Origin of the sequence: Methylonatrum kenyense, assembly GCF_023195885.1 — a bacterium.
Taxonomy (GTDB): Bacteria; Pseudomonadota; Gammaproteobacteria; order Nitrococcales; family Aquisalimonadaceae; genus Methylonatrum; species Methylonatrum kenyense.
Map to the genome: position 1 here is coordinate 179,549 of NZ_JALPKO010000003.1, position 24,931 is coordinate 204,479.

Annotated in this window: 21 protein-coding genes and 1 pseudogene; 14 read left to right on the top strand and 8 right to left on the bottom strand. The window is 65.0% G+C overall.

Annotation, left to right across the window (positions count from 1 at the left end; genetic code table 11):
• Positions 1-57: 57 nt before the first annotated feature.
• On the top strand, positions 58-1,593 hold the full coding sequence (locus M0534_RS04990; protein WP_248567311.1) for a hypothetical protein: 1,536 nt from the start codon (positions 58-60) through the stop codon (positions 1,591-1,593).
• Positions 1,594-1,655: 62 nt separating this feature from the next.
• Positions 1,656-2,177, top strand: a complete 522-nt coding sequence (locus M0534_RS04995) for a C40 family peptidase (protein WP_248567312.1) — start codon at positions 1,656-1,658, stop codon at positions 2,175-2,177.
• Between the two features lie 13 nt (positions 2,178-2,190).
• Here the strand turns inward: M0534_RS04995 and arfB are convergent, their stop codons facing one another.
• The 4 genes from arfB to M0534_RS05015 all read right to left on the bottom strand — a co-directional run bounded on the left by arfB (position 2,191) and on the right by M0534_RS05015 (position 5,131).
• The gene (gene arfB / locus M0534_RS05000; protein ID WP_248567313.1) at positions 2,191-2,601 is read right to left on the bottom strand and encodes an alternative ribosome rescue aminoacyl-tRNA hydrolase ArfB; all 411 of its coding nucleotides are present in this window, start codon (positions 2,599-2,601) and stop codon (positions 2,191-2,193) included.
• Positions 2,598-2,978, bottom strand: coding sequence for an MAPEG family protein (locus M0534_RS05005; RefSeq protein ID WP_248567314.1), 381 nt, complete (start codon positions 2,976-2,978; stop codon positions 2,598-2,600). Before M0534_RS05005 ends, arfB begins: the two co-directional genes overlap by 4 nt.
• 76 nt (positions 2,979-3,054) lie before the next feature.
• Positions 3,055-4,311 carry a DcaP family trimeric outer membrane transporter gene (locus M0534_RS05010; protein WP_248567315.1) on the bottom strand — a complete coding sequence of 419 codons (1,257 nt, stop codon included), beginning with the start codon at positions 4,309-4,311 and terminating at the stop codon, positions 3,055-3,057.
• Between the two features lie 262 nt (positions 4,312-4,573).
• A complete protein-coding gene (locus M0534_RS05015) occupies positions 4,574-5,131 on the bottom strand; it encodes a DUF2946 family protein (RefSeq protein WP_248567316.1) in 558 nt (185 codons plus the stop codon).
• A 156-nt stretch (positions 5,132-5,287) separates the two neighbouring features.
• Here M0534_RS05015 and M0534_RS05020 point away from each other — a divergent pair, with 156 nt between their 5' ends.
• Positions 5,288-5,872 (top strand): Z-ring associated ZapG family protein, encoded by a 585-nt coding sequence (locus tag M0534_RS05020; RefSeq protein ID WP_248567317.1) that lies wholly within the window; start codon positions 5,288-5,290, stop codon positions 5,870-5,872.
• 200 nt (positions 5,873-6,072) lie between these two features.
• On the opposite strand, the gene M0534_RS05025 is transcribed toward M0534_RS05020, so the two are convergent.
• Entirely contained in the window at positions 6,073-6,918 is an 846-nt protein-coding gene (locus M0534_RS05025; RefSeq protein ID WP_248567318.1) for a sulfurtransferase, read from the bottom strand.
• A 148-nt stretch (positions 6,919-7,066) separates the two neighbouring features.
• Between M0534_RS05025 and M0534_RS05030 the strand changes: the two genes are divergently transcribed.
• Positions 7,067-7,681: a penicillin-binding protein activator LpoB gene (locus M0534_RS05030; RefSeq protein WP_282571294.1), complete on the top strand. Its 615-nt coding sequence runs from the start codon at positions 7,067-7,069 to the stop codon at positions 7,679-7,681.
• 26 nt (positions 7,682-7,707) lie between these two features.
• Positions 7,708-7,941, top strand: a pseudogene (locus M0534_RS05035) (hypothetical protein); the annotation flags it as partial.
• A gap of 1,050 nt (positions 7,942-8,991) precedes the next feature.
• Here the strand turns inward: M0534_RS05035 and M0534_RS05040 are convergent.
• On the bottom strand, positions 8,992-9,468 hold the full coding sequence (locus tag M0534_RS05040; protein WP_248567319.1) for a DUF1499 domain-containing protein: 477 nt from the start codon (positions 9,466-9,468) through the stop codon (positions 8,992-8,994).
• 16 nt (positions 9,469-9,484) lie between these two features.
• On the bottom strand, positions 9,485-10,189 hold the full coding sequence (gpmA, locus tag M0534_RS05045; protein WP_248567320.1) for a 2,3-diphosphoglycerate-dependent phosphoglycerate mutase: 705 nt from the start codon (positions 10,187-10,189) through the stop codon (positions 9,485-9,487).
• Positions 10,190-10,362: 173 nt separating this feature from the next.
• Here gpmA and M0534_RS05050 point away from each other — a divergent pair, with 173 nt between their 5' ends.
• The 7 genes from M0534_RS05050 to M0534_RS05080 all read left to right on the top strand — a co-directional run bounded on the left by M0534_RS05050 (position 10,363) and on the right by M0534_RS05080 (position 20,821).
• Positions 10,363-10,830 (top strand): CYTH domain-containing protein, encoded by a 468-nt coding sequence (locus M0534_RS05050; RefSeq protein ID WP_248567321.1) that lies wholly within the window; start codon positions 10,363-10,365, stop codon positions 10,828-10,830.
• A gap of 6 nt (positions 10,831-10,836) precedes the next feature.
• Entirely contained in the window at positions 10,837-11,355 is a 519-nt protein-coding gene (locus M0534_RS05055; protein WP_248567322.1) for a L,D-transpeptidase, read from the top strand.
• A complete protein-coding gene (nagZ, locus tag M0534_RS05060; protein WP_248567323.1) occupies positions 11,352-12,389 on the top strand; it encodes a beta-N-acetylhexosaminidase in 1,038 nt (345 codons plus the stop codon). Before M0534_RS05055 ends, nagZ begins: the two co-directional genes overlap by 4 nt.
• Positions 12,382-13,377 (top strand): serine/threonine protein kinase, encoded by a 996-nt coding sequence (locus tag M0534_RS05065; protein ID WP_248567324.1) that lies wholly within the window; start codon positions 12,382-12,384, stop codon positions 13,375-13,377. Before nagZ ends, M0534_RS05065 begins: the two co-directional genes overlap by 8 nt.
• Before the next feature lie 267 nt (positions 13,378-13,644).
• Positions 13,645-15,393, top strand: a complete 1,749-nt coding sequence (locus M0534_RS05070) for an autotransporter assembly complex protein TamA (protein WP_248567325.1) — start codon at positions 13,645-13,647, stop codon at positions 15,391-15,393.
• A complete protein-coding gene (tamB, locus tag M0534_RS05075; RefSeq protein WP_248567326.1) occupies positions 15,390-20,105 on the top strand; it encodes an autotransporter assembly complex protein TamB in 4,716 nt (1,571 codons plus the stop codon). The genes M0534_RS05070 and tamB overlap by 4 nt, the downstream gene beginning before the upstream one ends.
• Positions 20,105-20,821 (top strand): M48 family metallopeptidase, encoded by a 717-nt coding sequence (locus M0534_RS05080; RefSeq protein WP_248567327.1) that lies wholly within the window; start codon positions 20,105-20,107, stop codon positions 20,819-20,821. Before tamB ends, M0534_RS05080 begins: the two co-directional genes overlap by 1 nt.
• Positions 20,822-20,856: 35 nt before the next feature.
• Here M0534_RS05080 and typA read toward each other — a convergent pair whose 3' ends face one another.
• Positions 20,857-22,680, bottom strand: coding sequence for a translational GTPase TypA (gene typA / locus M0534_RS05085; RefSeq protein ID WP_248567328.1), 1,824 nt, complete (start codon positions 22,678-22,680; stop codon positions 20,857-20,859).
• A 224-nt stretch (positions 22,681-22,904) separates the two neighbouring features.
• Between typA and sixA the strand changes: the two genes are divergently transcribed.
• Both sixA and ppx read left to right on the top strand, forming a co-directional pair.
• A complete protein-coding gene (sixA, locus tag M0534_RS05090) occupies positions 22,905-23,402 on the top strand; it encodes a phosphohistidine phosphatase SixA (RefSeq protein WP_248567329.1) in 498 nt (165 codons plus the stop codon).
• Positions 23,402-24,928 (top strand): exopolyphosphatase, encoded by a 1,527-nt coding sequence (gene ppx, locus M0534_RS05095; RefSeq protein ID WP_248567330.1) that lies wholly within the window; start codon positions 23,402-23,404, stop codon positions 24,926-24,928. The genes sixA and ppx overlap by 1 nt, the downstream gene beginning before the upstream one ends.
• The last annotated feature ends 3 nt before the right edge of the window (positions 24,929-24,931 follow it).

Consider the following 24,931-nt stretch of genomic DNA (forward strand, 5'->3'; position numbering starts at 1 on the left):
CTCCGGATTCGGGGCTGACGCAGGGTGCGCCGGTCTGCAGCCAAAGGGCGTTGTGTCGTGCCCGGGCAGTATACGGTGCCGGCACGGGCGGCCGCGAATCTGCGCCTGCTGCCGGTCGCGATGGCACTGGTTGGTCTGGCCGCCTGCGCCGGCACCGTTACTGCGCCCGAGTTTACGGATCAGGACAAGCGCGTGCAGGCCTGCCAGGCCTATTTCCAGCAAATCGATGCGGCGGTCTCGGATGCCGGTGTCCGCGACGGGGTTGGCGCCCCGGTGGATGGCTATCCCTGGTTCCGGAGTTCTCGCCGGATCGCGCATCTGGCGCCGGGTCTGGAGGGAGAGTCGCTTGCCGCGGCGCTGCGGCAGCATGATCTGCGGGCGCGCCTGCTCGAACTCGGTAACCTGGACGCCACGCGGCGCGCGCGCCTGGCGGCCGCTAGCGGCGTAGACGACCTGGAGTCGAAAACCGACCGTTGCGGATCCATCCTTGCTGCGGCAAGCCTGGCGCATGATCCGGAGCTTGCCGAGCTGCGCGACCGGCTCGCGGTGCGCGATGACTACATTGGCTGGCACCGCTGGGCAGGGCTGTACCCCGTCAGTCGCTGGGGTATCCGCGCGGGCGTCGCCGTCTGGCAGCGTGGTACACGGGCGGAATTCAGCACCCGGCCACCGGCGGAAGCGCAGCCATTACGCTACGCGCCTGCCTGGCCGGGCGAATCCCTGACGCCCGAGGCGGCGGCGCAGCGCGTTCGCAACGCACCGCGGGACGCGCTGGGTGACTTGCTGCTGGGCGAGTCCGAACGCGATGCCATTGTTGCCGCGTTTGCCCCGGTCATCGAACTGGAACGTGATGTTGCACACAACCGCATCGGCACGCCGGTCTGGACCGGGGAGGGGAGGCCGAACGTCAACACCGCGCAGCCGCGGGTTTTTCATGCCATGGACAGTGTCCGTTTCGGTGGGCAGGTGTTGCCACGGATCTACTATGTCTACTGGTTCAACTCCCGACCGAAATCGAATCCGCTGGACATACTCGGTGGCCGCCTGGACGGCATGATCTTGCGCCTGACCCTGGCCGAGGACGGCCGGCCGCTGTTACTGGAATCACTGCATAACTGTGGTTGCTACCATCAGTACTATCCCCTCCAGGCTCTGCAGGAGCATGCTCGCGCCACTTACGCCGAACCACCGCTGGTGTTGTCCGGTCCCGGGCTTCCGGGCGAGCGGCAAAGATTGACCGTGGTACTCCGCGACCGCTCGCATCACCTGCGACGGCTCTATCTCGGCGTGGCCGGGCAGGAGTCGTCTGGCAGCGGCACGCAGCAATACCTGCTGGCCGACTATGACAGCTTGCGCAGCGTGTACGGGGACGGCCAGGAGCGGCGCAGCCTGTTCGATGCCGATGGCCTGGTTCCGGGCACGCGGCGTGATGAGCAGGTGCTGTTCTGGGTCTCCGGTGTGCCGGCACCCGGTGCCATGCGCCAGCTTGGCCGGCATCCCACGGCCTTTGTCGGTCGCCGCCATTTTGATGATCCGGATCTGCTGGACCGTGTCTTCGTGCCGCATGGTGGGCCGGATGCCGATGAGGAATAACTTGTCAGCAAGATCAGCTCAGTGGAAACTAAAGCAAATCTGCACTCTCAGGACTGAGTTGCATGTTGCTGATAATAAGAAGCAGGACCTGTTTTTTGATTGGCTGCCTGGCTTTGCTGTTGGTTGGCTGCGCCAGCAGCCCGCCGGCGCCGGTATCCGATCGGCAGCCGGAGCGCCCGCGGCCGCCGCCGGCCGATGCGCCCTCGCTGGCGGATCAGATCCTGCAGACGGCGCAAAACCAGCGCGGTGTGCCGTACCGCTTCGGTGGTGATCGGCCGGAACGCGGTTTCGATTGCAGCGGCCTGGTGGCATTCAGCCATGCGCAACATGGTGTCCGTGTGCCGCGAACGGCCTCCGCGCAGGCGCGAAAGGCTTCCGATGTCCCGGTTCGGGAGTTGCGCCGTGGCGACCTGGTGTTCTTCCGGGTCAACGGCCGCAAGGTCGATCATGTTGGAATCTATGCCGGCGGTGGCCGCTTCCTGCATGCCCCATCCAGTGGCGGCGAGGTGTCCTACGCCGAATTGCGCAATCCCTACTGGCGGCAGCGGTTCTCGGGTGCCGGCCGTTTCGTCGCGATGGAATGACCCCAGCGGAACGTTAATCAATCGGCCGTCGCCGGAGTGATTTCTTGCCCGCCCGCTTTTTCTTCGCGTCCAGTCGCCGGCGTTTTGCCCCCAGCCCCGGACGCGTCGGGATGCGCGGTTTCGGCTTCTGGGCGGCCTTCGCCAGCAAGCCGACCAGTCGTTCGCGGACCTGGCGGCGATTCTGTTCCTGACTCCGGTGTTCGCTGCATTCCAGGATCAGCACATCGTCCCGGCTCAGGCGGCTGCCGGCGAGCTTGCGCAGGCGCTCGTGCACAGGCCGTGACAACGGTGGCCGGGCCCGCCTGAGATCATAGCGTAGCTGCACCGCAGTGGCGGTCTTGTTGACATGCTGACCGCCGGGACCCGAGGCCCGGACGAAGTTTTCCTCGACCACCGACCAGTCCGGTTCCAGCGGGCGGCTCATGCGAGCGCGGCAACCACGAACAGGGCGATGACGCAGGCCAGTCCGGCGAGCCAGACCAGACTGCGCGCCAGGTGGTGATCCTGGATGTAGCAGTAGCCGTACACAATCCGGATCGCGATGAAGCTCACGGCCAGCGCATTGATCGCAGCCTGTGGCGCGGCAGCCAGGTGGGCAATGATCACGGCGGCCGCGAATGGCGGGAAGGCCTCGATGGTGTTCTGCTGCGCCCAGTTGGCCCGCTGGCGCCAGCCCGCCTGACGTGATAGCCAGGCGCGGGGGTTGCGGTTGTCGTAGCTGTCGCCGCCCGCCTTGGCGATGCCGGCAAAGACGATGGGCATCAGGGCGGCTATCAGGACGCACCAGAACGCGAAGGTCATGCGGAAGGCTCCATAACCGGAAATGAAAACGGCCGGCGAATGCCGGCCGTCGTACAGTACCGCGATTGCCCGCTGCTCAGAAGTCGTAGATCAGCGAGGTCATGATGCGGTAGGCGTCATCGTCGCTGGAGCGGTTGATTGCTCCATCGTCGCCAAAGCTGCGAGGACGATCAACGCGGTGCCAGCCCAGCTCGATGCCGTAAGTCACACGCTCGATTGGCTCCCAGAGGTAGTTCACGAAAATGCTCTGGAACTTGTTGCCGGCAAAGAACAGATTGTCGGGATCTGTGCCGTCCAGTTGGGTGTCCTCGAAGAAGTCGTCAGTGTCTGCGTATGCATAAGCATAGGCAAGTGTTGCCCGACCCGGTCCGATCTCTTGAGTGATGCTGAAACTACCGCCGATTGCCTCGATGGTCTCGATGTTCTCCCGATTCGGGTCGTAGTAGGCGGCAGGTGCCGGCTGGAAGTAGAGGTAGTTGCCGATACCATCACCACCAGCAACGATCCCGCGCACCGTGGTGCCCGGCGCCACTTCCATGGCTGCGGCCCCGAACAGACCCCAGCCGGTCTCCGAGTCGCTGCTTATGGTGTTGCCATCTTCATCCTCCACCCGGCCGACGCGCAGCTGGCGGACCATGGCGCCAACCGCATAGTCTACTTGGCCGGCCCGACCGTGGTAGTTAGCGGTGAGGTCAGGCAGCCGGCTCTGATTTCGGGCACCAAAAGTGCTGGAACGCTCCCCACCTGCATTTGCGATTGCGCTGCCGTTCAACGAGCTTACCAGGTCATCCGGCGCTTCCAGCGCGATCGAAAAGCCGTTCACCGTGTAACGCAGCTGCGTCTGCAGATCGAGGCCGGCCTGGCCCACCGCATTGGTGAAGTCCAGGATTTCCGGTGTGCCGACAAAGGTGTTGAACGTGGTCCAGGTGCGGCCGGCAGTAATGCCATTCCACTGACCATATACCTCCCGGAGGCGGGGATTACCGCCGCTATTGGAGCCCGTACGCGCTGCGTCCCCATCAAAGAAGTCCATGTTCGCGAACAACACCAGGGGACCCTGATCCGTCTCGGTTTGGGAGCGGAACCCGATACGGCTTTGGCCGGCCTGCATGCGGAAATGGCCGGAATCGCTGGAATCGGCGCCGATCTGGTCATGGAAGGTGAACCGGCCCAGCCGGTCGTCGAAATCGTAGATCATGTCCAGCTTGGCATAACCCTCCACGCTGAAGGTCGTGTTGCCAGCCTGGAACTCGACCGCATGGGCCAGCCCGGAGGCCAGAAGCAGTGCAGGGGTCGATGCGATGACTGCAGAACGCAACGTCTTCTTCATCATGGATCGCTACCTCAATCTTTTTCGTTCGTGGTCTAGCGGTGAATACCGCCTGAGAGACGACCCCGGAGGGGACGGGGTCGAGAGCCTTCTGCGCCAGTATAACCGGCTAATTTCTGAGTTCCAGCCGTGACGAGGGTTTTACGCAACAGTCGTTGCAAAAAAAAGACACGGCCAGGGGCGTGCGAAGGGCGTTAAACAAAGCTCTCGGCGAATGTTTCGGCCGATGTTGCTTTTTCGCACTATTGCGGCATTGGGGCTTCGGCTATTGAGGCACGAAGCCGAAACGTTCCGGTACCTCGGCGGAGTGAATTGTCCGGATCGTCAATTGCCGGTCGTGCAGGTCCAGGATCCCGCTGACCGCGGGATCCTGGACCTGGCTGGTGTCCGGCGCACGGACCCGGTCCGCGATCGCCGGCAGGTCCCGGTCGTCGATCAGTCCGATGCCGTATTCGGTTTCAAGCAGCAGGTTGCCGTCCTCGTCCAGCCAGGCGGCCTTCGGCATGACAACCCGGTGGCCGGTGTGGGTCTCGAGCCCGTCAGCGGGGTTCCAGCGATAGATCCAGGGGGTGTAGGCGAGCTGCACCCGGACCCGCTGCGGACCATTCTGGAACCACCAGCGTCCGTCCTCTCCGGCGTGGTAATGCCGGTTGATGAAGTCGATGGTTCGGCGATGCTCGATCGGCCTGCCGTGCAGCAGCCAGCGACCACGCCGGTCCAGACTCAGATGATCGCTGACGTCCGGCACGTCCGGCCATCGCCGCATCGCTCGCCTGACGGCCTCGTCCATGCCCTCGTGTCCCGGTTGACCTGATTCCTGCATTCACCCATCTTACTACTTTCGGCAGCCCGGCCGATCCCGGAGGCTCGCCGCCGCGCCGCAAGGGGAACGGCGAGCATTCTGACGGCGCTGCCGGACTGCCTTTCCTTCCAATGCGCACGCCGGGCGGCGTACCAACGAGTTTCGGGAGTACCGTCTATGTCCATGACCGTGGTCTGGTTTCTGATAGTGATCGCCGCGGCGATTGCCGCATTCGTCATCGGTCGGTACACGGCACCGGGGTCGGCCCGCGTGCGGGAGCTGGAAGAACAGCGTGACGAATCCAGCCGCGAGCTGCGCTTTTACCGCGAGCAGGTCAACAGCCACTTCCAGACCACGGCGCAGCTGTTCAATGATGTCACTGCCAGCTACCGCTCGCTCTATGAACATCTGGCCGATGGTTCGGAGAAGCTCGGGCAAGGTCCGGATTCGCCGCTGTTGGCAACACCACCGGAGCAACGTCAGCTTGATGAGCAGTTGTCGTCTTCGGAGTCGGCGCCGGAGTCAGGTAAAGATACGTCGGCCGGGGAAGAAGCTAAGGCAGGTAAGTCGGATCCGACTGACCCCGCTGGCGGGGGCGATGAAGCACCCGACGACAAGCCGGAGGCCGAAGAGGGTGGCGAGGAGCGGCAGAAAGCCGAGGCTGAGCGGTGGTCGCTGGACGATATGAAGCCGCGAGCCGAGGCGGAAACCGAGCCCGCCAGCGAGCAGTCCTCCGACGAGGAGCCCCGCAAGACGCCGTAGTTTCGCGTTCTGTTTCAGCCCTGGATAAAGAGAGCGCCGCAGGTAACGGCCTGCGGCGACTGGAACGTGCGTCCTGGCCGACGGGAGGATTGACCAGGTCGCGAGCCGGGAGGCTCAATCTCAAGGCTCACCGGAACTATAAGCCCTGGCCCGCAGCTTGTAAATAAAAATGATTCGCATTACCGCATTGGCTGTCCAGCTTACGCCTCCCGCGCCACAGGCCGTGCCGGGTCCGTAATCCATTCGCTCCAGGAACCGACGTACAGACGCCCCCTGGCCAGCCCTGCATGCTCCAGCGCAAGCAGGGTGTGACAGGCCGTAATCCCCGATCCGCACATGGCGATGGGCACCCGGGTCGAGTCCATCAGCGGTTGGTACATCTCCCGCAGTGACTCGACGGGTTTGAATCGGCCATCCGCCGCCAGGTTGCTGGCGAACGGTACGTTGACCGCACCGGGGATGTGCCCGGCCACCGGATCGTAGGGCTCGCTGGCGCCGCTGAATCGTTCCTCGGCGCGCGCATCGATCAGGGTTATATCCTGCGCCTGCAAGGCCTCTTCCAGTTGTTGCGGATCAATCCATTGCACCAGCGGCTTGCCAAGCACGAAGTTGCCCGGGGGGTGCGCGCGCACGCCGTCTTCCAGGTCTCCGCCGGATTCCGTCCAGGCTTGCAGTCCGCCGTCGAGCACTGCCACTTGTGCATGGCCGGCCCAGCGAGCCATCCACCAGAGCCGGGCGGCCATTGCGCCACCCTGGTCGTCATAGACCACCAGTTGCTGATCCGCGTCCAGGCCCAGGGCGGCCAGAGCCGCCGCCAGCGTATCCCGTTCCGGCAGCGGGTGTCGGCCGGTCTTCGGCGTCCGTTTTCCGACCAGGCGTGTCTCCAGGTCGGCATGTGCCGAGCCGGGGATATGCCCCTGCTGAAACAGGGCAAGACCGGCTTCGGGCTGGCCCAGCCGCATGCGACAATCGAGGATGCAGGGCGGTGAATCCGAACGCATCAGCGTCGTGAGCCGCTCGGCGGAGATCAGCGTGGTGTAGGGCATGGGAAATTTTCCTTTTGCCGCAGATCGCGCTTCCATGGTACCCCGATCCGGGGATTCGGGCTGGAACCGCAACGATGCATAGAGAGTCTATGGCAGCACATGAGTGGACCGCCGGTCACTACCGCGTCCGCCGCTACTGGAGGATTGGATGATGTTTCCCGTTTCGCAGGCGCTTGCCCGTTTTCTGATGATTTCGCTGCTCTCGCTCGGGCTTGTCGGTTGCGCAACCCAGGTGGATCGCGTGGACCGCGATACGCCGGGTGATCTCAGCGGACGCTGGAATGACACCGATTCGCGGCTGGTGTCCGAGGAAATGATTGACGACATGGTGTCGAGGGGCTGGATCCAGCGGCATCAGGGCCGCACCGGTAGCAACCCGACAGTGATCATCGGCGACGTCCGGAACCTCAGTCACGAACACATCAACGTCAACACCTTCGTTCGCGATATCGAGCGGGAACTGCTCAATTCCGGCGAGGTGACGTTCGTCGCCGGCGGCGTCGAGCGCGATGCGATCCGCAGCGAACGCGAGGACCAGCGGGGCAATGTGCGGGAGGAAACCCGCAGCCTGCCGGGACGGGAAATCGGCGCTGACTACGTGTTGACCGGTACTATCAACACCATCATGGATACCGAGGGCCGGACCGAAGTCGCGTATTACCAGGTCGATCTGGCGTTGACCAGTCTGGCCGATAACACCCGGGTCTGGGTCGGTCAGAAGGAAATCCGCAAGATCATCCGGCGCGGCCTGTTCCGTTCCTGACAGGTCATCCGATGCTTGTTCGGGTCATGGCGCGAGCCGCGCGGCCGGCGCTTCTCGGCGCGCTGGTGCTCGTCACCGGCTGCGCCAGCCAGGGGGCGTTGCTCGACCGGGTCGACGACGATGTCCAGCGTGGCCAGCCCGGGCGTGCACTGGAGAGTCTTGAGGCGTTGTCGGATTCCCGCCGCAACCAGAGCCTGTACTGGCTCAACCGCGGCATGCTGCTGCGGATGCAAGGTGACCTGGATGGCAGTATTGCCGCCTTCGAGCGTGCCAAGTCGGTGGTGGGCCAGCTACAACCGCTGAGTGTCAGTGAGACGCTTGCCGCCTGGGCCGTGGCGGAGGACAGCGGGTCCTACGTGCCGCCGACTCACGAACATCTTCTCCTGCATGTCTACCAGGCCCTCAATTTCCTTGAACGTGGCGATCTGGATGCGGCTCGCGTCGAGGCATTGCAGATTGACCTCGGGTTGCGCCGCATCGACCCGGTCAACGGCCAGGCGCCGCGGGGAGGGGATGCCTTCCCGCGCTACCTTAGCGGCATCATTTTCGAGGCGTCCGCCGATTGGTCCGATGCCCTGATTGCCTACCGCAAGGCCTTGCAGGCCTACGACCGCCAGGACAAGCCGGTGCCGCGGGACTTGCAGACCAGTCTGGTGCGCTTGACGGACTATCTGGACCTCGCTGATGAGCGGGATGCCTTTCTGCAGCGGTTCGGGATCGAGGCCTGGGAGCCGCTGGACCCGAACCGCCGTGACGCAACGCTGGTGCTGGTGCTGCATGATGGCCAGGCGCCACGCCTGCGCGAGGAGGGCGTGGTGCTGCCGCATCCCAGCGAAAACCGCCTACTGCGGGTCTCATTGCCGGCCCTGCAGCCGCGGCCGAGTTCGCTCAGCGGCGCCCGCCTGCGTGCTGCCGGGCGTGAGGCGGATGCGGATGTCGCCGAGCATGTTGCGGGCAATGCCGATCTCTGGCTGTCATCGCTGCTGCCCGGTCTGACGGCGCGGGTTGTATCGCGGAACGTGGCGCGGGATGTCGCGACCCGACGGTTGGAGCAGGAGAACGAACTGCTTGCCCTGGTTTTCAATGTCGCCGGGACCATCGCCGACAACGCCGATGTCCGCAGTTGGCGGTCCCTGCCGGACCGCCTGCTGATCACCCGGCTGACGGTGCCGGCCGGGCCGACGGACTGGCAGCTGGAGGTGTTGGGTCGTGGTGGGGCGGTGCTGGACGTGCTCGACGGCACGGTCAGCCTGAGACCCGGCGAGACCCGGGTCTTCGGGGCCCACTGGATCAATCGTTTCATCACCGGTTCAGTCGCGGACGCGTTGCCCGAGCACCTGCTTGAAATCCAGCAAATGCCGGGTATTGGCGCCGAAGTCGGCCTGACCGACGCGGGAGCTGGCGTGAATCTGGATGCGGCTGCCCGACGGCGCGGGCTCGACCCGGACCCGGAAATCGTCCCGGAAGCCGAGTAGCGGGGTGCGGACTTCCGCATGCAGCTTACGGGATGGTGCATGCTCGGCCAGCACATCCCATCCCAGGTCACGGATCGCCTCGCGCACTTCCTCATAGGCGGCATCCGGCGGCAGTCGCAGCAGGATTGGCTCGCGTTCCGGAAAGCGGCTGCCCTGGACGGTCTCCACCCGGTTGTTGCCCAGATAGGCGCGCAGACGTTCCGCGGTGCCCGGCTCTGCCTGCAGCGGCACCTGGTTCATGGCCAGCGTCGCCGCCACCAGCCCCAGGCCGATGAGTGCCAGCAGGATCAGCAGAATGAGCAGTCGGCGCATCGGCGCAGGCTCCGGGTCAACCCGCGGGACGATCCTTCAGGTAATAGCTGTCATGCAGGCTCAGATCGTCATTCAGTTCGAACAGCAGGGGTTCACCGGTCGGGATCTCGAGTTTCATGATGGCGTCGTCGTCCAGACCGCGCAGATGCTTGACCAGCGCGCGCAGGCTGTTGCCGTGGGCGGAGATGAGTACCGTGTCGAGATCGCGGATGGCCGGTACGATGCTGTCACGCCAGTAGGGCAGGACCCGGGCCAGCGTCGTCTCCAGCGATTCGGTGCCCGGAAGCTGGTCCGCCGGCAGGTGCCGATAGCGCGGATCGAAACGGGGATGCCGCGGGTCATCCGGTTCCAGCGCCGGTGGCGGCGTACCGTAGCTGCGGCGCCAGATATGCACCTGCTCGTCGCCGTATTTCTTGGCCGTCTCCGCCTTGTTCAGGCCGGTCAGCGCGCCATAGTGGCGCTCGTTCAGTTCCCAGGCCTTGGTGGTCGGCAGCCACATGCGGTCAAGTTCGTCCAGCGCAATCCAGAGTGTCCGGATGGCGCGTTTCAGGACGGACGTGAAGGCGATATCGAATTCCAGGCCGTGGGCGGCCATCAGGCGTCCGGCGTCCAGCGCTTCCTGGCGGCCCTTGTCGGTCAGGTCCACGTCATGCCAGCCGGTGAAGCGATTTTCCAGGTTCCAGGTGCTCTGGCCGTGGCGCAGCAGTACTACACGTTTCATTGGCGGTCCCAAGTCAGGGCGGATTGTCGACAATCCGCCGGAGCGGAAAAGTGATGCGGCCTGCGGCCGCGACGCGCGCATTCTAGCATTGGCCGCTGTATCGGCGTCGACGGTGCCGGGCCCGAGCCCGACCTCTGGCACAATGCCGGCAATGGAATCAGGCGAGGTGCCGCGTGGCAATCGAGATCGAACGCAAGTTTCTGGTGCGCAATGATGCCTGGCGTGACCAGGCACGGCCTGGCCAGCCCATGCGCCAGGGTTATATCGGTACCATGGACAAGGCATCGGTGCGGGTTCGGCAAACGACCGACCGGGCCTGGCTCAATATCAAGGGTGCAACCCTCGGCGTGCAACGCCGGGAGTACGAGTATCCGATTCCCGCCGCCGACGCCGAGGAGATTCTCACGGAACTCTGCAGCGGCGCATTGATCGAGAAAACACGATTCGAGGTACCGTTCGCCGGCCACCTTTGGGAGATCGACGTTTTCGAAGGCGCCAATGCCGGACTGGTGGTGGCGGAAATTGAACTGAGTTCACCGGACCAGCCGTTCCAGCGTCCGGACTGGCTTGGCGAGGAGGTCTCCGATGATCCGCGCTACTACAACGCCTGCCTGGTCGAGCATCCCTGGCGCGAGTGGTAGCGGGTCATGAACGGACATGCATCAGCCGGTGAGACATGGATACGTGTGTGTGCCCGGCGGCAGGAGCTGGAACTGCGCCGCGGTGAGCGCTGTGTGCTGCGGCTGCCGGTCTCGACGGCTCTGAACGGGCTTGGTGAGCAAAGCGGAAGCGGCATGACCCCCCGCGGCTGGCACTGTGTCCGCGCCAGAATCGGTGCCGGCTGCCCATCCGGTGCGGTCTTTGTCGGCCGCCGCTGGACCGGCGAGATCTGGACGCCGGAGTTGCAGGAGCAACAGTCGGAACGCGACTGGATTCTCAGCCGCATTCTCTGGCTGAGTGGCCTTGAACCCGGGTTCAACCGCCTGGGCGAGGTCGATACCATGCGTCGATTCATCTATTTCCATGGCTGTCCCGATACCGAGCCGATGGGGGTGCCCCTGTCCCATGGCTGTATCCGGCTTCGCAACGAATCGGTGATTTCACTATACGAGCGGGTGTCGGTGGGTACCCGGGTCTGGATTGGAGAGGGAGAACCAGCGCCATGAGTCAATCGGGACAGCTGATGGTCGGCATCGCCGGCCTGGAGCTCAGCGCAGAAGAGTGCCACCTGTTACGGCACCCGCAAATTGCCGGCGTGATCCTGTTCTCCCGCAACTACCAGGATCCGGAGCAGCTGGCGGCGCTGACGAACTCCATCCACCGGCTGCGCGATCCGGCGCTGCTGATTGCCGTGGATCAGGAAGGCGGCCGGGTCCAGCGCTTCCGCGACGGCTTTACACGCCTGCCGCCGATGGCGGCGCTGGGTCGCCTGTATGACGTGGACCCGGCGGCGGCCCGCGAACAAAGCTATGCCCTGGGCTGGCTGATGGCCGCGGAACTGCGTGCCCTGGGGGTGGATTTCAGTTTTGCACCGGTGGTCGATCTTGCCCGCGGCGTCAGCTCGGTGATCGGAGACCGTGGTTTCCATGCGCTGCCGGCCGTGGTCAGCGAACTGGCGGCTTGCTGGATCGACGGCATGCGCGAGGCGGGGATGCCGGCCACGGCCAAGCATTTCCCGGGCCATGGCAGCGTGGCGCCGGATTCGCACCTGGAATTGCCGGTCGACACCAGGCCGGAACCCTCGCTGCGCGACAGCGACCTGCTGCCGTTCGAGAGCCTGATCCGGCAACAGCGGGTCGATGCCATCATGACCGCTCATGTCGCCTATCCGAAGGCCGATAACCAGCCAGCCAGTTTCTCCCGCTACTGGATCGGTACCGTGTTGCGGGACGACCTGGGCTTTGACGGCGTCGTGGTCGCGGATGATCTGGACATGGAGGGTGCGGCCGCCCTGGGAGACCGCCCCGGGCGCGCCCGCGTTGCGCTGGAGGCCGGCAACGATCTGCTGTTGCTTTGCAACTCGCTGGATGCGCGTGAATCCGTGCTGGCGGCAATGCCGTCGCAACCTGACCCCGCTGCGTCGCGACGTATTGCCGCCATGCGGCGGCCCTTCGATACCAGGACACTGGCGCAGGTGCGGCAGGATCCGCGGGCCAGAACTGCGCTGCAAGCCTGTCGCGAGTTGCTCCCGGATGACTGACGCCCCGGCTGCTGCCGTTCCTCCGTACAAGGGCCTGAATCCCGACAGTATCCTGGCCGCAGTGGAGTCGACCGGGCTGTGCTGCGATGGCCGCATGCTTGCCCTGAACAGTTACGAGAACCGGGTCTACCAGATCGGCGTCGAGGATGACGAGCCGGTGGTGGTCAAGTTCTACCGGCCGAATCGCTGGTCGGATGACGCGATTCTTGAGGAGCATGCCTTCTCGCTGGAGCTTGCCGACCATGAGATCCCGGTGGTGCCGCCGCTGCGCTTCGGGGGGCGAACCTTGCACCATGCCGAGGGTTTCCGGCTGGCCGTCTTCCCACGCCGCGGCGGTCGGATGCCGGATCTGGATCAGGGTGATAACCGACTCTGGATGGGCCGTTACCTCGGGCGCCTGCATGCGGTCGGCGCGGCAAAGCCGTTTCATGCCCGTGGCGCACTGACGGTCGGCGAACGCGGACATGGGTCGCTGGCAACCATCCTCGACTGCGGCTACCTGCCGGCCGAGCTGTCCGCGACCTTCGAGTCGGTGGCCCGCGACGTACTGCAACGTGTCGAAGGGGCCTGGCAACGGGCTGGCGACTACGTGCCGATCCGTCTGCACGGCGACTGCCACCTGGGCAACATTCTCTGGACGGACCATGGGCCGCACATCGTGGACTTGGATGATGCTGTCTCGGGCCCGGCGATCCAGGACCTGTGGATGCTGTTGTCCGGCGATCGGAACGCGATGCAGGCCCAGATACTCGATATACTTGAAGGGTACGAGGAGTTTTTCGCCTTCGATCCGGTCCAATTGCACCTGCTAGAGGCGTTGCGCAGCCTGCGCATGCTGCACCATGCGGCGTGGCTCGCCCGGCGCTGGCACGACCCGGCCTTCCCGCTGGCATTCCCCTGGTTTGCCGAATCACGATACTGGGAAGAACAGATCCTCGCCCTGCGTGAGCAAATGGCCCTGCTCGATGAGCCGCCGCTGCAGATCTGATCAGGGTCTTCGGCCGTGGAAGCGCGGACGGCTGTCGTTCCGCCACGCAGTGGGCGAGCGCGTAAATTGGAACCTTCCGAATGAGGAGTCGGCAACGGCGCGTGGCGGCCAATCGGGCGGCAAATCGAAGAGTCTGCCCGATCATGGTCCCGGACGTCGTTGAAACTCAAATGGTGTATTCTGCAAAACATCAGAATCCCGGCCTTGCCCAGGGCCATAACCGACACGGTTGCAGCGCCCCGGTACGTGGTGACAGGCCCTAGTTACATGCCCCAGTTTTTTCATCCAGTCATTTCCCTGCGCCTGTCGTTCGTACTGCTGCTGCTGGGCCTGTTGTTGCCGTTAACGGCTCAGGCCGAGGTGCGCATCGTTGTCGAGGGCATCGATGGTGCGCTGCGTGAGAATGTCATCAACTACGTGGGCGAGCCGGCCAGTGATGATCCGAGGATGGTTCGACGGTTTATTGCCGGGATACCGGATGATGCGCGCAGCGGCATGGAGGCGCTGGGCTACTACCGCGCCGTGATCGACGTCGAGAGTCGTCGGGTCGACGACAGGCGCGAGGTGGTCATTCGTGTCGATCGGGGCGAACCTGTGCGGCTGCGCGATATTGATATCGCCTTCGGCGGAGATGCTGGCGTTGACCCGGAATTCCTGGCGCTGCGTGAGCGAGCACCGTTCACCGAGGGCAACACCCTGCACCATGGACGTTATGAGTCGTTCAAGCGTGCCGTCGAGAGCCTGGCCCTGGCACGCGGCTACTTCGATGGTCGCTTCGTCCAGAGCCAGGTGCTGGTCAACCCTGCCGAGGGTTGGGCGGATGTCACGATCAACTACGATGGCGGCCGCCGCTACCGTCTCGGTGACGTGCGATTCTCCGAGACGGTTCTTTCGGAAGGGCTGCTGCAGCGACACGTGCCGTTCAGCAGCGGAGATCACTTCACTGCGGACCGGATTACCGTGCTCAACCGGAACCTGCTGAACAGCGATTATTTCGAGAGCGTGCGGGTGCGGCCGCAGGTCCAGGAAGCCGACGAAGAGGGTCGGGTGCCCGTGGATGCGGAGGTCGAGCTGCGGCGCCGCAACCGGATTGGCACTGGTGTCGGTTTTGCCACCGACGTCGGTCCGCGGCTGCGGCTCAACTGGACCCGGCCGTGGGTCAATCCCGAGGGCCACTCGATGAGTGCCGAATCGGAGTTGTCCGCGGTCCGGCAAAGTGTCAGCGGTACTTACAGCATCCCGCTGGATCCGCCGCTTGAAGAAAAACTGCAGTTCCTGGGCGGTTACCAGCGCGAAGAGATCGAGGACACCCGAAGCCAGCGTTTGACCGCGGGCGTGCAGCGGCAGCGGATCATGCGCAGTGGCTGGACGCGTAACGTGTTCCTGCGCTGGGAGCGGGAGCGATTCAAGCAGGGCGCGGAAACCGGTCAGACCACGCTGACCCTTCCCGGCGTCAGTCTCAGTCGGTCACGCAGTCGTGGCGGCATCGATGTGACCTGGGGTGACAGGCAGTTCGCCTCGGTGGAGGCCACGGACCGGGAACTCGGTTCCAGTATCCGGTTGGCGCGTCTGCGCCTGTCCACCAAATGGCTGCGCAGTATCGGCCGGCATCGGGGTATCGCCCGGGCCGAATACGGGGCACTGGCTACCCAGAGCCTGGAACGCACGCCGCCATCGCTGCGCTTTTTTACCGGCGGTGATCAGAGCGTTCGCGGCTTCGCCTATCAGTCGCTGGCGCCGAAGGATGATGACGGCAACCTGATCGGTGGCCGTTACCTGGCGGTCGCCAGCCTGGAATACAACTACGAATTCATCGACCGGTGGCGCGCGGCAACGTTCTTTGACGTCGGCAACGCCTTCCGCCGTGCCGGCTTCAATGAAGGCTTCGAACGTGGCGTTGGTGCCGGTGTGCGCTGGCAATCCCCGGTGGGCCCGATACGACTCGATCTGGCCTTCGGTATCAGTGCGCCGGGCACACCGTGGCGTCTGCATTTCTCGATGGGTCCTGAAATATGAGCGATATCGAGAACCCCGCCCCGAATCGTGACGCCGTCGACAGGGAAACCGCGTCCCCGCAGCGCAGGCGCGGCATTGTGCGCCGCCTGCTGGCTGGTCTCTGGCTGGTGCTCGCCAAGTTCAGCCGCCTGATTTATATCCTGCTGCTGACCATCCTCGTGATTCTCGGCTGGTTCCTGTTCACCACCAGCGGTGCCCAGTGGCTGGCCGAGCGGGCAATGGACGAGGAACCTCGTCTCGCGGTGACGGTGAAGGGCGGCAGCCTGTTCGGCGGACTGCGGCTGGAGGCCATCAGCTGGCATGACGAGGATGCCGTCATCGCCATCGATTCGGCCGACACCCGCTGGAATCTGCTCTGCCTGATGCACCTGCGGGTCTGCCTGGATCGCCTGCACGTTGACGGTGTCAACGTGTCGCTGCAGACCGGTACGGCGGCGCGCGAGGAGGCCGACGCCACGGAGCCGGACGATGATGGCGCGTTCTCGCTGCCGGTGACCGCGAATTTCCCGGATATTCGGCTAACCGACGTGGAGATGACGATTGACGGTCAGAGCGTCCGCTGGGGGCGTCTGGACCTGGCGGGTGCCCTCGGCAGGGAACGCCTGCGCATCGACCGTTTCCACACCGAGGGACTGGATGTCCGCCTGCCGGAGTTGCCGGTGGCGGATGCCGCCAACGGCCACCAGGAACCGACCGACGCCCCCGCCGCCGGGGCCGACGCGGCGGAAGGGTTGCCGCTGCCGTTCGCGATCACTCTCGACGACATCCGGTTGCGTGACACACGATTTGATCTCGCCGGCGACGTGCAGGAACTTCCCCGGCTGGACCTGGCGCTGGATCTGGAGACGGACCGTGTTCACCTCCGCAACCTGGAACTCGGCGGCCTGACCCTGCGGATCCCGGATTCCCTGCTCGAGGTCACGGAGCAGGAGCTTGCCGAACAGGCGGAGCCCGCGGGAACGCGCGACGCCGATGCTGCGCCGACCAACGATGCCGCGACCGAATTCAGGCTTCCGTTCGTCCTGCAGATAGATCATGTCGCGATCAGCGACACGCGGGTCTTCGTCGACGGTACCCGCCAGTCGCTGGGGCTGCTGCGGCTCTCCGGGCGGCTGGACCAGGACGGCCTGCTGTTGAGTGAACTGCGCACCGAGGACCTGCGGCTTAATATCCCGGACTGGGTGCTGGAGGCTGCCGAGGTGGCGCCAGCGGAGGTCGCCGGCACGGAGCCGTCGGCAGCGGAGCCGGAACCCAACGACGCGCCGCTGTTGCCGGAACGGATCGAACTGCCGTTCGCAGTCCGTGTTGACGACGTCAGCCTGCTGCGGAGCAGGGTGCTGATGCAGGGCGAGGAGCATCGGCTGGATGCACTCCGGCTGAAGTTCTCACTGGACGAGTCGCTGTTCCATCTACAACAACTGGATATCGAGGGTGGACGCCTGGCGCTGGCCGAGCCCGCGGAAACCGACGACGACGAGGTCATCACCGAGCAGGGCGAACTGGACCTCGTGGCCCTGCTCGATCCGGCTCTGCGCGAGGCGCTGGAATTGCCGGAGCTGGTCCTGCCGCTGGCGGTTCGCGTAGATGGCATCGGTATCCGCGATATCGAACTGCGCCTTGGCGAGGAGCTGCATCGACTGGACACGCTGGATCTGACGCTTCGTGGCGAGCAGTCGGCACTGGAGCTGGATCTGGCGCTGGTGATGCCGGACCTGCAGGCGGAGCTTGCTGCTGCCGTTGAGCTGGCCGGAGATTATCCGCTGGCCCTTGCCCTGGCCTTGCGTGCCGAAGCCATTCCCGGCCTGCCGGAGCTGGACCCGGCAGAGCTGGTCCTGAACCTGGATGGTGACCTTGCCGACCTGGGTATCGACCTGGAGCTGAGCGGGCCCGCCAATCTGCGCCTGGGCGGCCGGCTGAATGCGCTGGATCCGGCCTATCCGATGGATCTGGAACTCGCCTGGCGGGAGCTTGCCTGGCCGCTGGACGGCGACGAACTGCTTGCTGCCAGCGAACGGGGCCGAATCGCGTTGCGCGGTGATCTGAACGGCCTGCGCATCGAATCGGACCTGGCAGTCGACGGCGCGGATATCCCGAGCAGCGACTGGACGCTGGCCGCGGATGCCGATTATCGCGGCGTCGAGGCGCTTTCCCTGCAGGGCAATCTGCTCGACGGTCGGTTGTCGCTGGACGGCGCGGCCGGCTGGGACGATGGCTACCACTGGGATCTGGCGCTGGACTGGTCCGGTCTGAACATTGCCCAACTGGTTGATGGCGCGCCGGACACGGTTTCGGGTCTGCTGCGCAGTCAGGGCCGTCTGGACGGCGATGAGCTGAGCCTGGACGCGGAACTTGCCAGGCTGAGAACCGAACTGGAGGGGCAGGTGGTCACCGCCAGCGGACGGGTCAGCCATCGGTCGGGGCAGGATTGGCAGGTCCATGCCTTCCGCGCCGAGGCCGCGGATGGCCATCTGGCCCTGAGCGGTCGTGTCGGCGACGAACTGCGGCTCAGTGGCGAACTCGACCTGCCGGCCCTGGACGTCCTGCTGGCCGATCTGCGCGGCGGCATCAGCGGTAGTTTCGAGACACGCGGGCCGCTGGAGACGCCGGATATCGATCTGGCGCTGAGCGGCCGCGGTCTGGGCTGGGCGGAGCTGGCGGAACTGGACCGGCTTGAATTGAATGCGGGCATACGACGCCTGGGCGAGGCCGACAGCGAACTGCAACTGGAACTCGGTGGTATCGAGTTGCCGGAACAGGATGTCACCGTGGGTTCGCTGTCGCTGGCCCTGGAAGGGCGTCAGTCCGCACACCGGTTGCGGCTGGCGGTGACCGATGCGCCGGCGGAACTGGAACTGGCATTGCGCGGCGCGCTTGGTAGCGAGCTGCACTGGAATGGCAGCCTGGACGAGGTCGTGGTCCGTTCCGGTGACCTCGCGCTGATGCTGGAACAGGCGGTCGGTGTGCGCTGGGATCCCGCGCGCCAGCAGGCCCTGGTCGAGGCGCACTGCTGGCGTCATGCCAGTGCACGGCTCTGTGCCGAGGAGCGGCTGGAGTTGGGTGCCCGGGGCCAGGCAGCGCTGCAACTGCGTGACTACGACATGCGGGACCTCGAGCTCTGGCTGCCGGATGGTGTGACCACCGAGGGCCTGCTCGGGCTGCGGCTGCGGGCGAGCTGGAGTGATGATGGCTCTCTGCCGGTGGTTGACGCGCTGTTCCGGATCGTCGATGGCGGTGTCCGCTTCGAGTCCGATCTTGACGATGGTCTGGATCCGGAGACCCAGGAACTGCGTTTCCGGGAATTTTCGGTCGCGCTGGACCTGGACCGTGATCGCCTGAACAGCGGCCTGGTGCTCGATTCGGAGGACTTCGGCCAGGCACGGGTCAGCGCCCTGATCGATATCGACGAGAATGGCGAACTCGGCGCCATGGATGGCGAGTTGTCGCTGCGCGAGCTGAACCTTGCGGTGCTTGAACCGTTCTTCCTGGAACTGCGGACCCTGCGTGGCGAGATCACCGCCGACGGCCGGCTCGGCGGACATGTCCGGGACCCGCGGTTCAATGGTGAACTGCGCCTTCGCGACGGCATGGTGGAAACCCTGGCCGTCCCCGTTGCGCTGGAGGATATCGCGCTGCAACTGGATGTACGCGAGACCCGCGCCGATCTCAGCGGCGGCTTTCGCAGCGGCGACGGGCGTGCCGAGATCAACGGTGAGGCGGACTGGTCCGGTGACTCCTGGGGGGTGGATGTGACACTCCGTGGCGAGCGGCTGGACGTGGCCTACGACACCATTGCCTCGCTGAAGGCGAGTCCGGACCTGCGTCTGCGGGTGCGTCCGCAGGAAGTACGGCTCGGCGGCAGGATCGAGATTCCGGAAGGCGATATCACGATCCGCGAGTTGCCGGCCTCGGCGGTACGCGTCTCCGGCGACGTGATCGTCATCGACGACGAGCTGGAGCCGGAGGATGAACCTGATCCGGATGAACCCATCCCCACCGTCGAGGGCTGGGACATCAACACCAACATCGAGATCGTGCTCGGCAACCGGATTCACCTGTCCGGCTTCGGCCTGACCGGCCGGCTGACCGGCAATCTGCGGATCCTGCAGGAAGGCGAGGGCGCGCCCCAGGGCAACGGCGAGATCAATATCCTTGACGGCCAGTACCGCGCCTACGGCCAGCGGCTGGTGATTCGTCGTGGCCAGTTCGTGTTTGCCGGGCCGCTGGACCGGCCGCGCATCCTTGTCGAGGCCGTGCGCGAAGTGCCGCGCTATGACGTGGTCGCCGGTCTGCGGGTTGAGGGTGACCCGGACGACCCGCGGGCCAGCCTGTTCTCGGAACCGTCGCTGCCGGAGGAGGAGGTGCTGTCCTATCTGCTGCTCGGCAGGCCGCCGGGCCGCGGCGGCGAGGGCGACGATGTCATGGTGCGCGCGGCGTTGGCACTGGGCATGGCCGGTGGCGCCGGAACCGCGACTGCAATCGCCGAAGGCCTCGGTGTGCAGGATTTCCAGATCGACACGGCCGGCGATGGCGAAGACACCCAGGTCATGGTCGGCGGCTACATCGGCCCGAATCTGTTCCTCAGCTATGGGGTGGGGGTGTTCGTGCCGGTCAACGCCCTGACGCTGCGCTATGAGCTGACCAACAATCTGTACCTGGAGGCGGTAAGCAGTCTGGAGAATGCCCTCGACCTGTTCTACACGTTCCAGTTCTGATGGCTGAGGAACGGCTCGAGATCAATGGCAGGACCCACGCCGTGCGGGTCCGGCACAGCCGCCGGCGCACGGTCGGGCTGTATCTCAGCGCCAGCGGCAGCATCGAGGTCCGTGCGCCGCATCGCTATCCGCGCTATCTGATTCGTCGCTTCCTGGAGAGCCGCCGCGACTGGCTGGCCCGCAGCCTGCGGCGGATGGCGAGTCTGCCACCACCGTTGAGCTGGCAGCACGGCAGCCACTGTCCGTTGCTCGGTGAACCGCTGACGCTGGATGTGGTGCGCAGTGGCCGTCCCGGCGTGCAGCACCGGGGCGATTCGCTGCGGGTTGTGCTGGGGGATGGAGATGGCAGTTCCGAGCGGGTCGAGCGACTGGTCCGGGAGTGGTTCCGGCGGGCAGCGAGACCGGTGTTCGAGCAGGCGATTGCCGCCTGGTGGCCGCGCCTCGGCCTCGGCGACAGTCGCTATCCGCCGCTGAAACTGCGGGCCATGCGCCGCCGCTGGGGCAGCTGCGCCAGTCACGGCGGCATCAACCTGAATCTCTGGCTACTCGGCGCGCCCCGTGATTGCATCGACTACGTGGTGGCGCACGAACTCTGTCACCTCCGAGAATTCAACCACGGCCCCGGATTCCACCGTCTGATGGACCAGGTACAACCCGACTGGCGCAGCCGCGAACAACGCCTGCGTGAGCACGAGCGGCTGTATCCGCTGGCGTAACGTAAAACCTAAAACATAAAACGTAACACTTTGTTTTATGCCGATTCCCGCTGCTTATCGTAGCGCTTCCGCTCGTGCTCCTTGAGGAACTTCTTGCGCAGGCGGATCGCGGCCGGCGTGACCTCCACCAGTTCGTCGTCGTCGATGAACTCCAGCGCCTGTTCCAGGCTGAAGCGGATCGGTGGCGTCAGCAGCAGGTTGTCGTCGTTGCCGGCGGCGCGCACGTTGGTGAGCTGTTTCGCCTTCAGCGGATTGACCACCAGATCATTGTCCCGCGAGTGGATGCCGACGATCATGCCCTCGTAGACTTCCTCGCCGTGGCCCAGCAGCAGCTTGCCGCGTTCCTGCAGGTTGAACAGGGCATAGGCCAGCGCCTTGCCTGGCCCATTGGCAATCATCACGCCATTGATCCGGCGGCCGAAGCTGCCGGGCTTCATCGGCCCGTAGTGATCGAACACGTGGTACATCAGGCCGGTGCCCGAAGTGGCGGTCAGGAATTCGGTGCGGAAGCCGATCAGGCCCCGCGACGGGATGATGTAGTCCATGCGCACGCGGCCCTTGCCGTCGGGCTGCATGCCCTGCATTTCACCGCCGCGCTCGCCGAGCTTCTCCATCACCGCGCCCTGGGTGTTGTCCTCGACATCGACGGTGAGCTGTTCGAACGGCTCCTGTCGCACACCGCCTTCTTCGCGGATGATCACCTCGGGCCGGGATACGCCGAGTTCGTAGCCCTCGCGGCGCATGTTCTCGATCAGCACCGAGAGGTGCAGTTCGCCGCGGCCGGACACGCGGAAGCGGTCCGGGTCATCGGTCGGCTCGACGCGCAGCGCGACGTTGTGCACCAACTCCCGATCCAGCCGTTCGCGAATCTGGCGCGAGGTCACGTACTTGCCGTCCTTGCCGGCGAACGGTGAGGTGTTCACCTGGAAGGTCATGCTCACGGTGGGCTGATCCACGGTAAGCGGCGGCAAGGCCTCGACCCTGGCCGGATCACACAGCGTGTCGGAAATGTTCAGTCCATCGATGCCGGTGAACGCGATGATGTCACCGGCCTGGGCCTCGGCTACCTCGGTCCGGTCCAGGCCAAGGAAGCCCAGGACCTGCAGGATCCGGCCGTTGCGCTTGCCGCCCTCGGCATCGACCAGGGTCACCGGCAAATTGGTCCGCACGCGCCCGCGCTTAACCCGCCCGATTCCGATGACACCCACGTAACTGCTGTAGTCCAGTGAGCTAACCTGCAACTGGAACGGTCCTTCCGGGTCCACGTTCGGCGCCGGAACGTGGTCGACGATGGCCCGGAACAGCGGCTGCATATCGCCTTCACGCACATCGGAATCATCCGATGCATAGCCGTTCAGGGCGGAGGCGTAGATCACCGGAAAATCCAGTTGCTCGTCGCTGGCGCCCAGCCGGTCGAACAGATCGAAGGTCTGGTCCAGCACCCAGTCCGGGCGGGCCCCGGGACGGTCCACCTTGTTGATGCAGACCATTGGCAGCAGACCGGCCTCCAGGGCTTTCTGGGTCACAAAGCGGGTCTGCGGCATCGGGCCGTCAACGGCGTCGACCAGCAGCAGCACCGAGTCCACCATTGACATGACGCGCTCGACCTCGCCGCCGAAATCGGCGTGGCCCGGGGTGTCGACGATGTTGATGCGGTAGTCGTTCCAGCGGATCGCCGTGTTCTTGGCCAGGATCGTGATGCCGCGTTCTTTCTCGAGATCATTCGAATCCATGATCCGTTCGCCGGCGGCGGCCTTCCCTTCCAGGGTGCCGGACTGCTGCAGCAACCGGTCGACGAGCGTGGTCTTGCCATGGTCAACATGGGCGATGATGGCGATATTGCGTAGGTTCTGAATCACTGGGTTTCCACTGGTCTGTTGCGGCGCGACATGCGAGCCGCGCGCATTATCCGTTGTTCGACAGGCAGATACAAACTGGATTTCACGGCATTTTTTCCACCGTGGCAGGCGTTTCCGCGTGGCCGATGGAACAGGTTATAGTCCGTCGGGGGAACACCGAACGATAAAATGCCGGGCGGCCGCCGCAGGTCGACGCGCAACCGAGAGACTGGAGGGCAGGAGGCATGCAGCGGATCGTGCTATTTCGTCATGGACCGGCGGAGGAGCCCTCGGACGAGCTCGCCGATATGGCGCGCGCACTGACCGACAAGGGACGCAAAAAAACCGAGAAGGCTGCCCGTGGCCTGAGCACCCTGCTGGGCTCGGTGGATCTGTTGCTGAGTAGCCCGTTGCTGCGGGCGGTGCAGACCGCCGACATCGTGGATGAACACCTGCATGTGCCGCGCCGCGAGGAAACGGCCTTGCTGGAGCCGGCTGCCGATCCCCAGGGTCTGATTGACTGGCTGGCGGAGGATGGCTCCGAGCTGGCGGTGTTGATCGGCCATGAGCCCCACCTGAACCACCTGGCCGGGCTGTCGCTGACCGGAAATCCGGACGGTTTCCTGGTGTTCCGCAAGGCGGGTGCCGGGATGATCGAGTTTCCCGACCGGGCGGCCAGTGGCAGGGCGGAGTTGCGCTGGTTGCTGTCACCCTCCCACCTGACCCGCAAACCCGCCACCTGATGGCCTTATTGCCACTCCGCCGCCGTCGGACGCCGGAGATCGTGGCAGCGGTGGACCTGGGTTCGAACAGCTTCCACATGGTCGTCGCGCGCCAGGAACAGGGCACGCTCAAGGTGCTGGACCGGATCAAGGAGATGGTGCGGCTGGCTGCCGGTCTGGGGAACGATGGCCTGCTGGCGCCGGATGCTATCGAGCGGTCCATCGCCTGCCTCGAGCGGTTCGGCCAACGGCTGCGGGAATTGCCCCGTGGCAGCGTTCGCGCCGTTGGCACCAATACCCTGCGAAATGCGTGTAATGCACGTGAGTTCATGCAGCAGGCCGAGCAGGCGCTGGGTCATCCGATCGAGGTGGTTTCCGGCGTCGAGGAGGCGCGCCTGGTGTACCTGGGGGTGGCCGACGGCCTGGCCGATGACGGCCTGCGGCGCCTGGTGGTCGATATCGGTGGCGGAAGTACCGAGTTGATCGTCGGTGCAAGCCACGAACCCCGGATAATGGAGAGCCTGGAAATGGGCTGCGTCGCCATCAGCCAGCGCTACTTCGCCAACGGCAAGTTCGACAAGGCCTCGGTGGCGAAGGCCAGACAGGCGGTGCTGCAGGAACTGGAACCGGTTGAACGTCGCTATCGACGGGCGGGCTGGGAGCAGGTGGTCGGCACCGCCGGCACCATTCGCGCCGTGCAATCCGTGATCAGCAATCAGGGCTGGAGCGAGGGCCCGATTACTGCCGATGGCCTGGCGCAAGCGGTCAAGGCCGTGCTCAAGGCCGGTTCGGTCAAGAAGCTGGACCTCAAGGGCCTGGGTAACGATCGGGCGCCGGTGTTCATCGGCGGCGTGCTGGTGCTCGAGGGTGTCTTTCGCAGCCTCGGCATCGAGACCATGGAGGTGTCCGAAGGGGCGCTCCGCGAGGGCCTGCTGTACGACCTTCTCGGTCGTTTCACGGCGGCGGATATCCGCGACCAGTCGGTGTCTGCGCTGGCGAGCCGCTACCATGTGGATGGCGACCAGGCCGCGCATGTGCAGGCCACCGCCCTGGACTGCTTTGCCCAGCTTGCCGATGACTGGGAACTGGATCACGACACGGAGCAGTGGCTGTCCTGGGCCGCCCAGTTGCACGAGATCGGCCTGGATATCGCTCACAGCCAGTATCACAAGCACGGCGAATACATTGCCCGGCATGCCGATCTGGCCGGTTTTTCCCAGCGGGATCAACTCATTCTGTCGACCCTGATCCGTACCCACCGACGCAAGTTGAACGACAATCTGTTCAAGGAGTTGCCGGACAGCCTGCAGCGACCGGTCAGTCGCTTGGCCATTCTGCTCCGGCTGGCGGTGGTGCTGCATCGCGGGCGTCCGCAGGATGGCATTCCACCGGTGCGCCTCGAACTGGATGCCGACAACGGCAGTCTCGGCCTGGCCCTGGATGCTGGCTGGTATGCGGCGCATCCCCTGGCGCAGGCGGATCTGGACGAGGAGGCGCGCTACCTGAAGGGACTTGACATGAAACTGGATTTCCGGCCGGCGGACTGATGG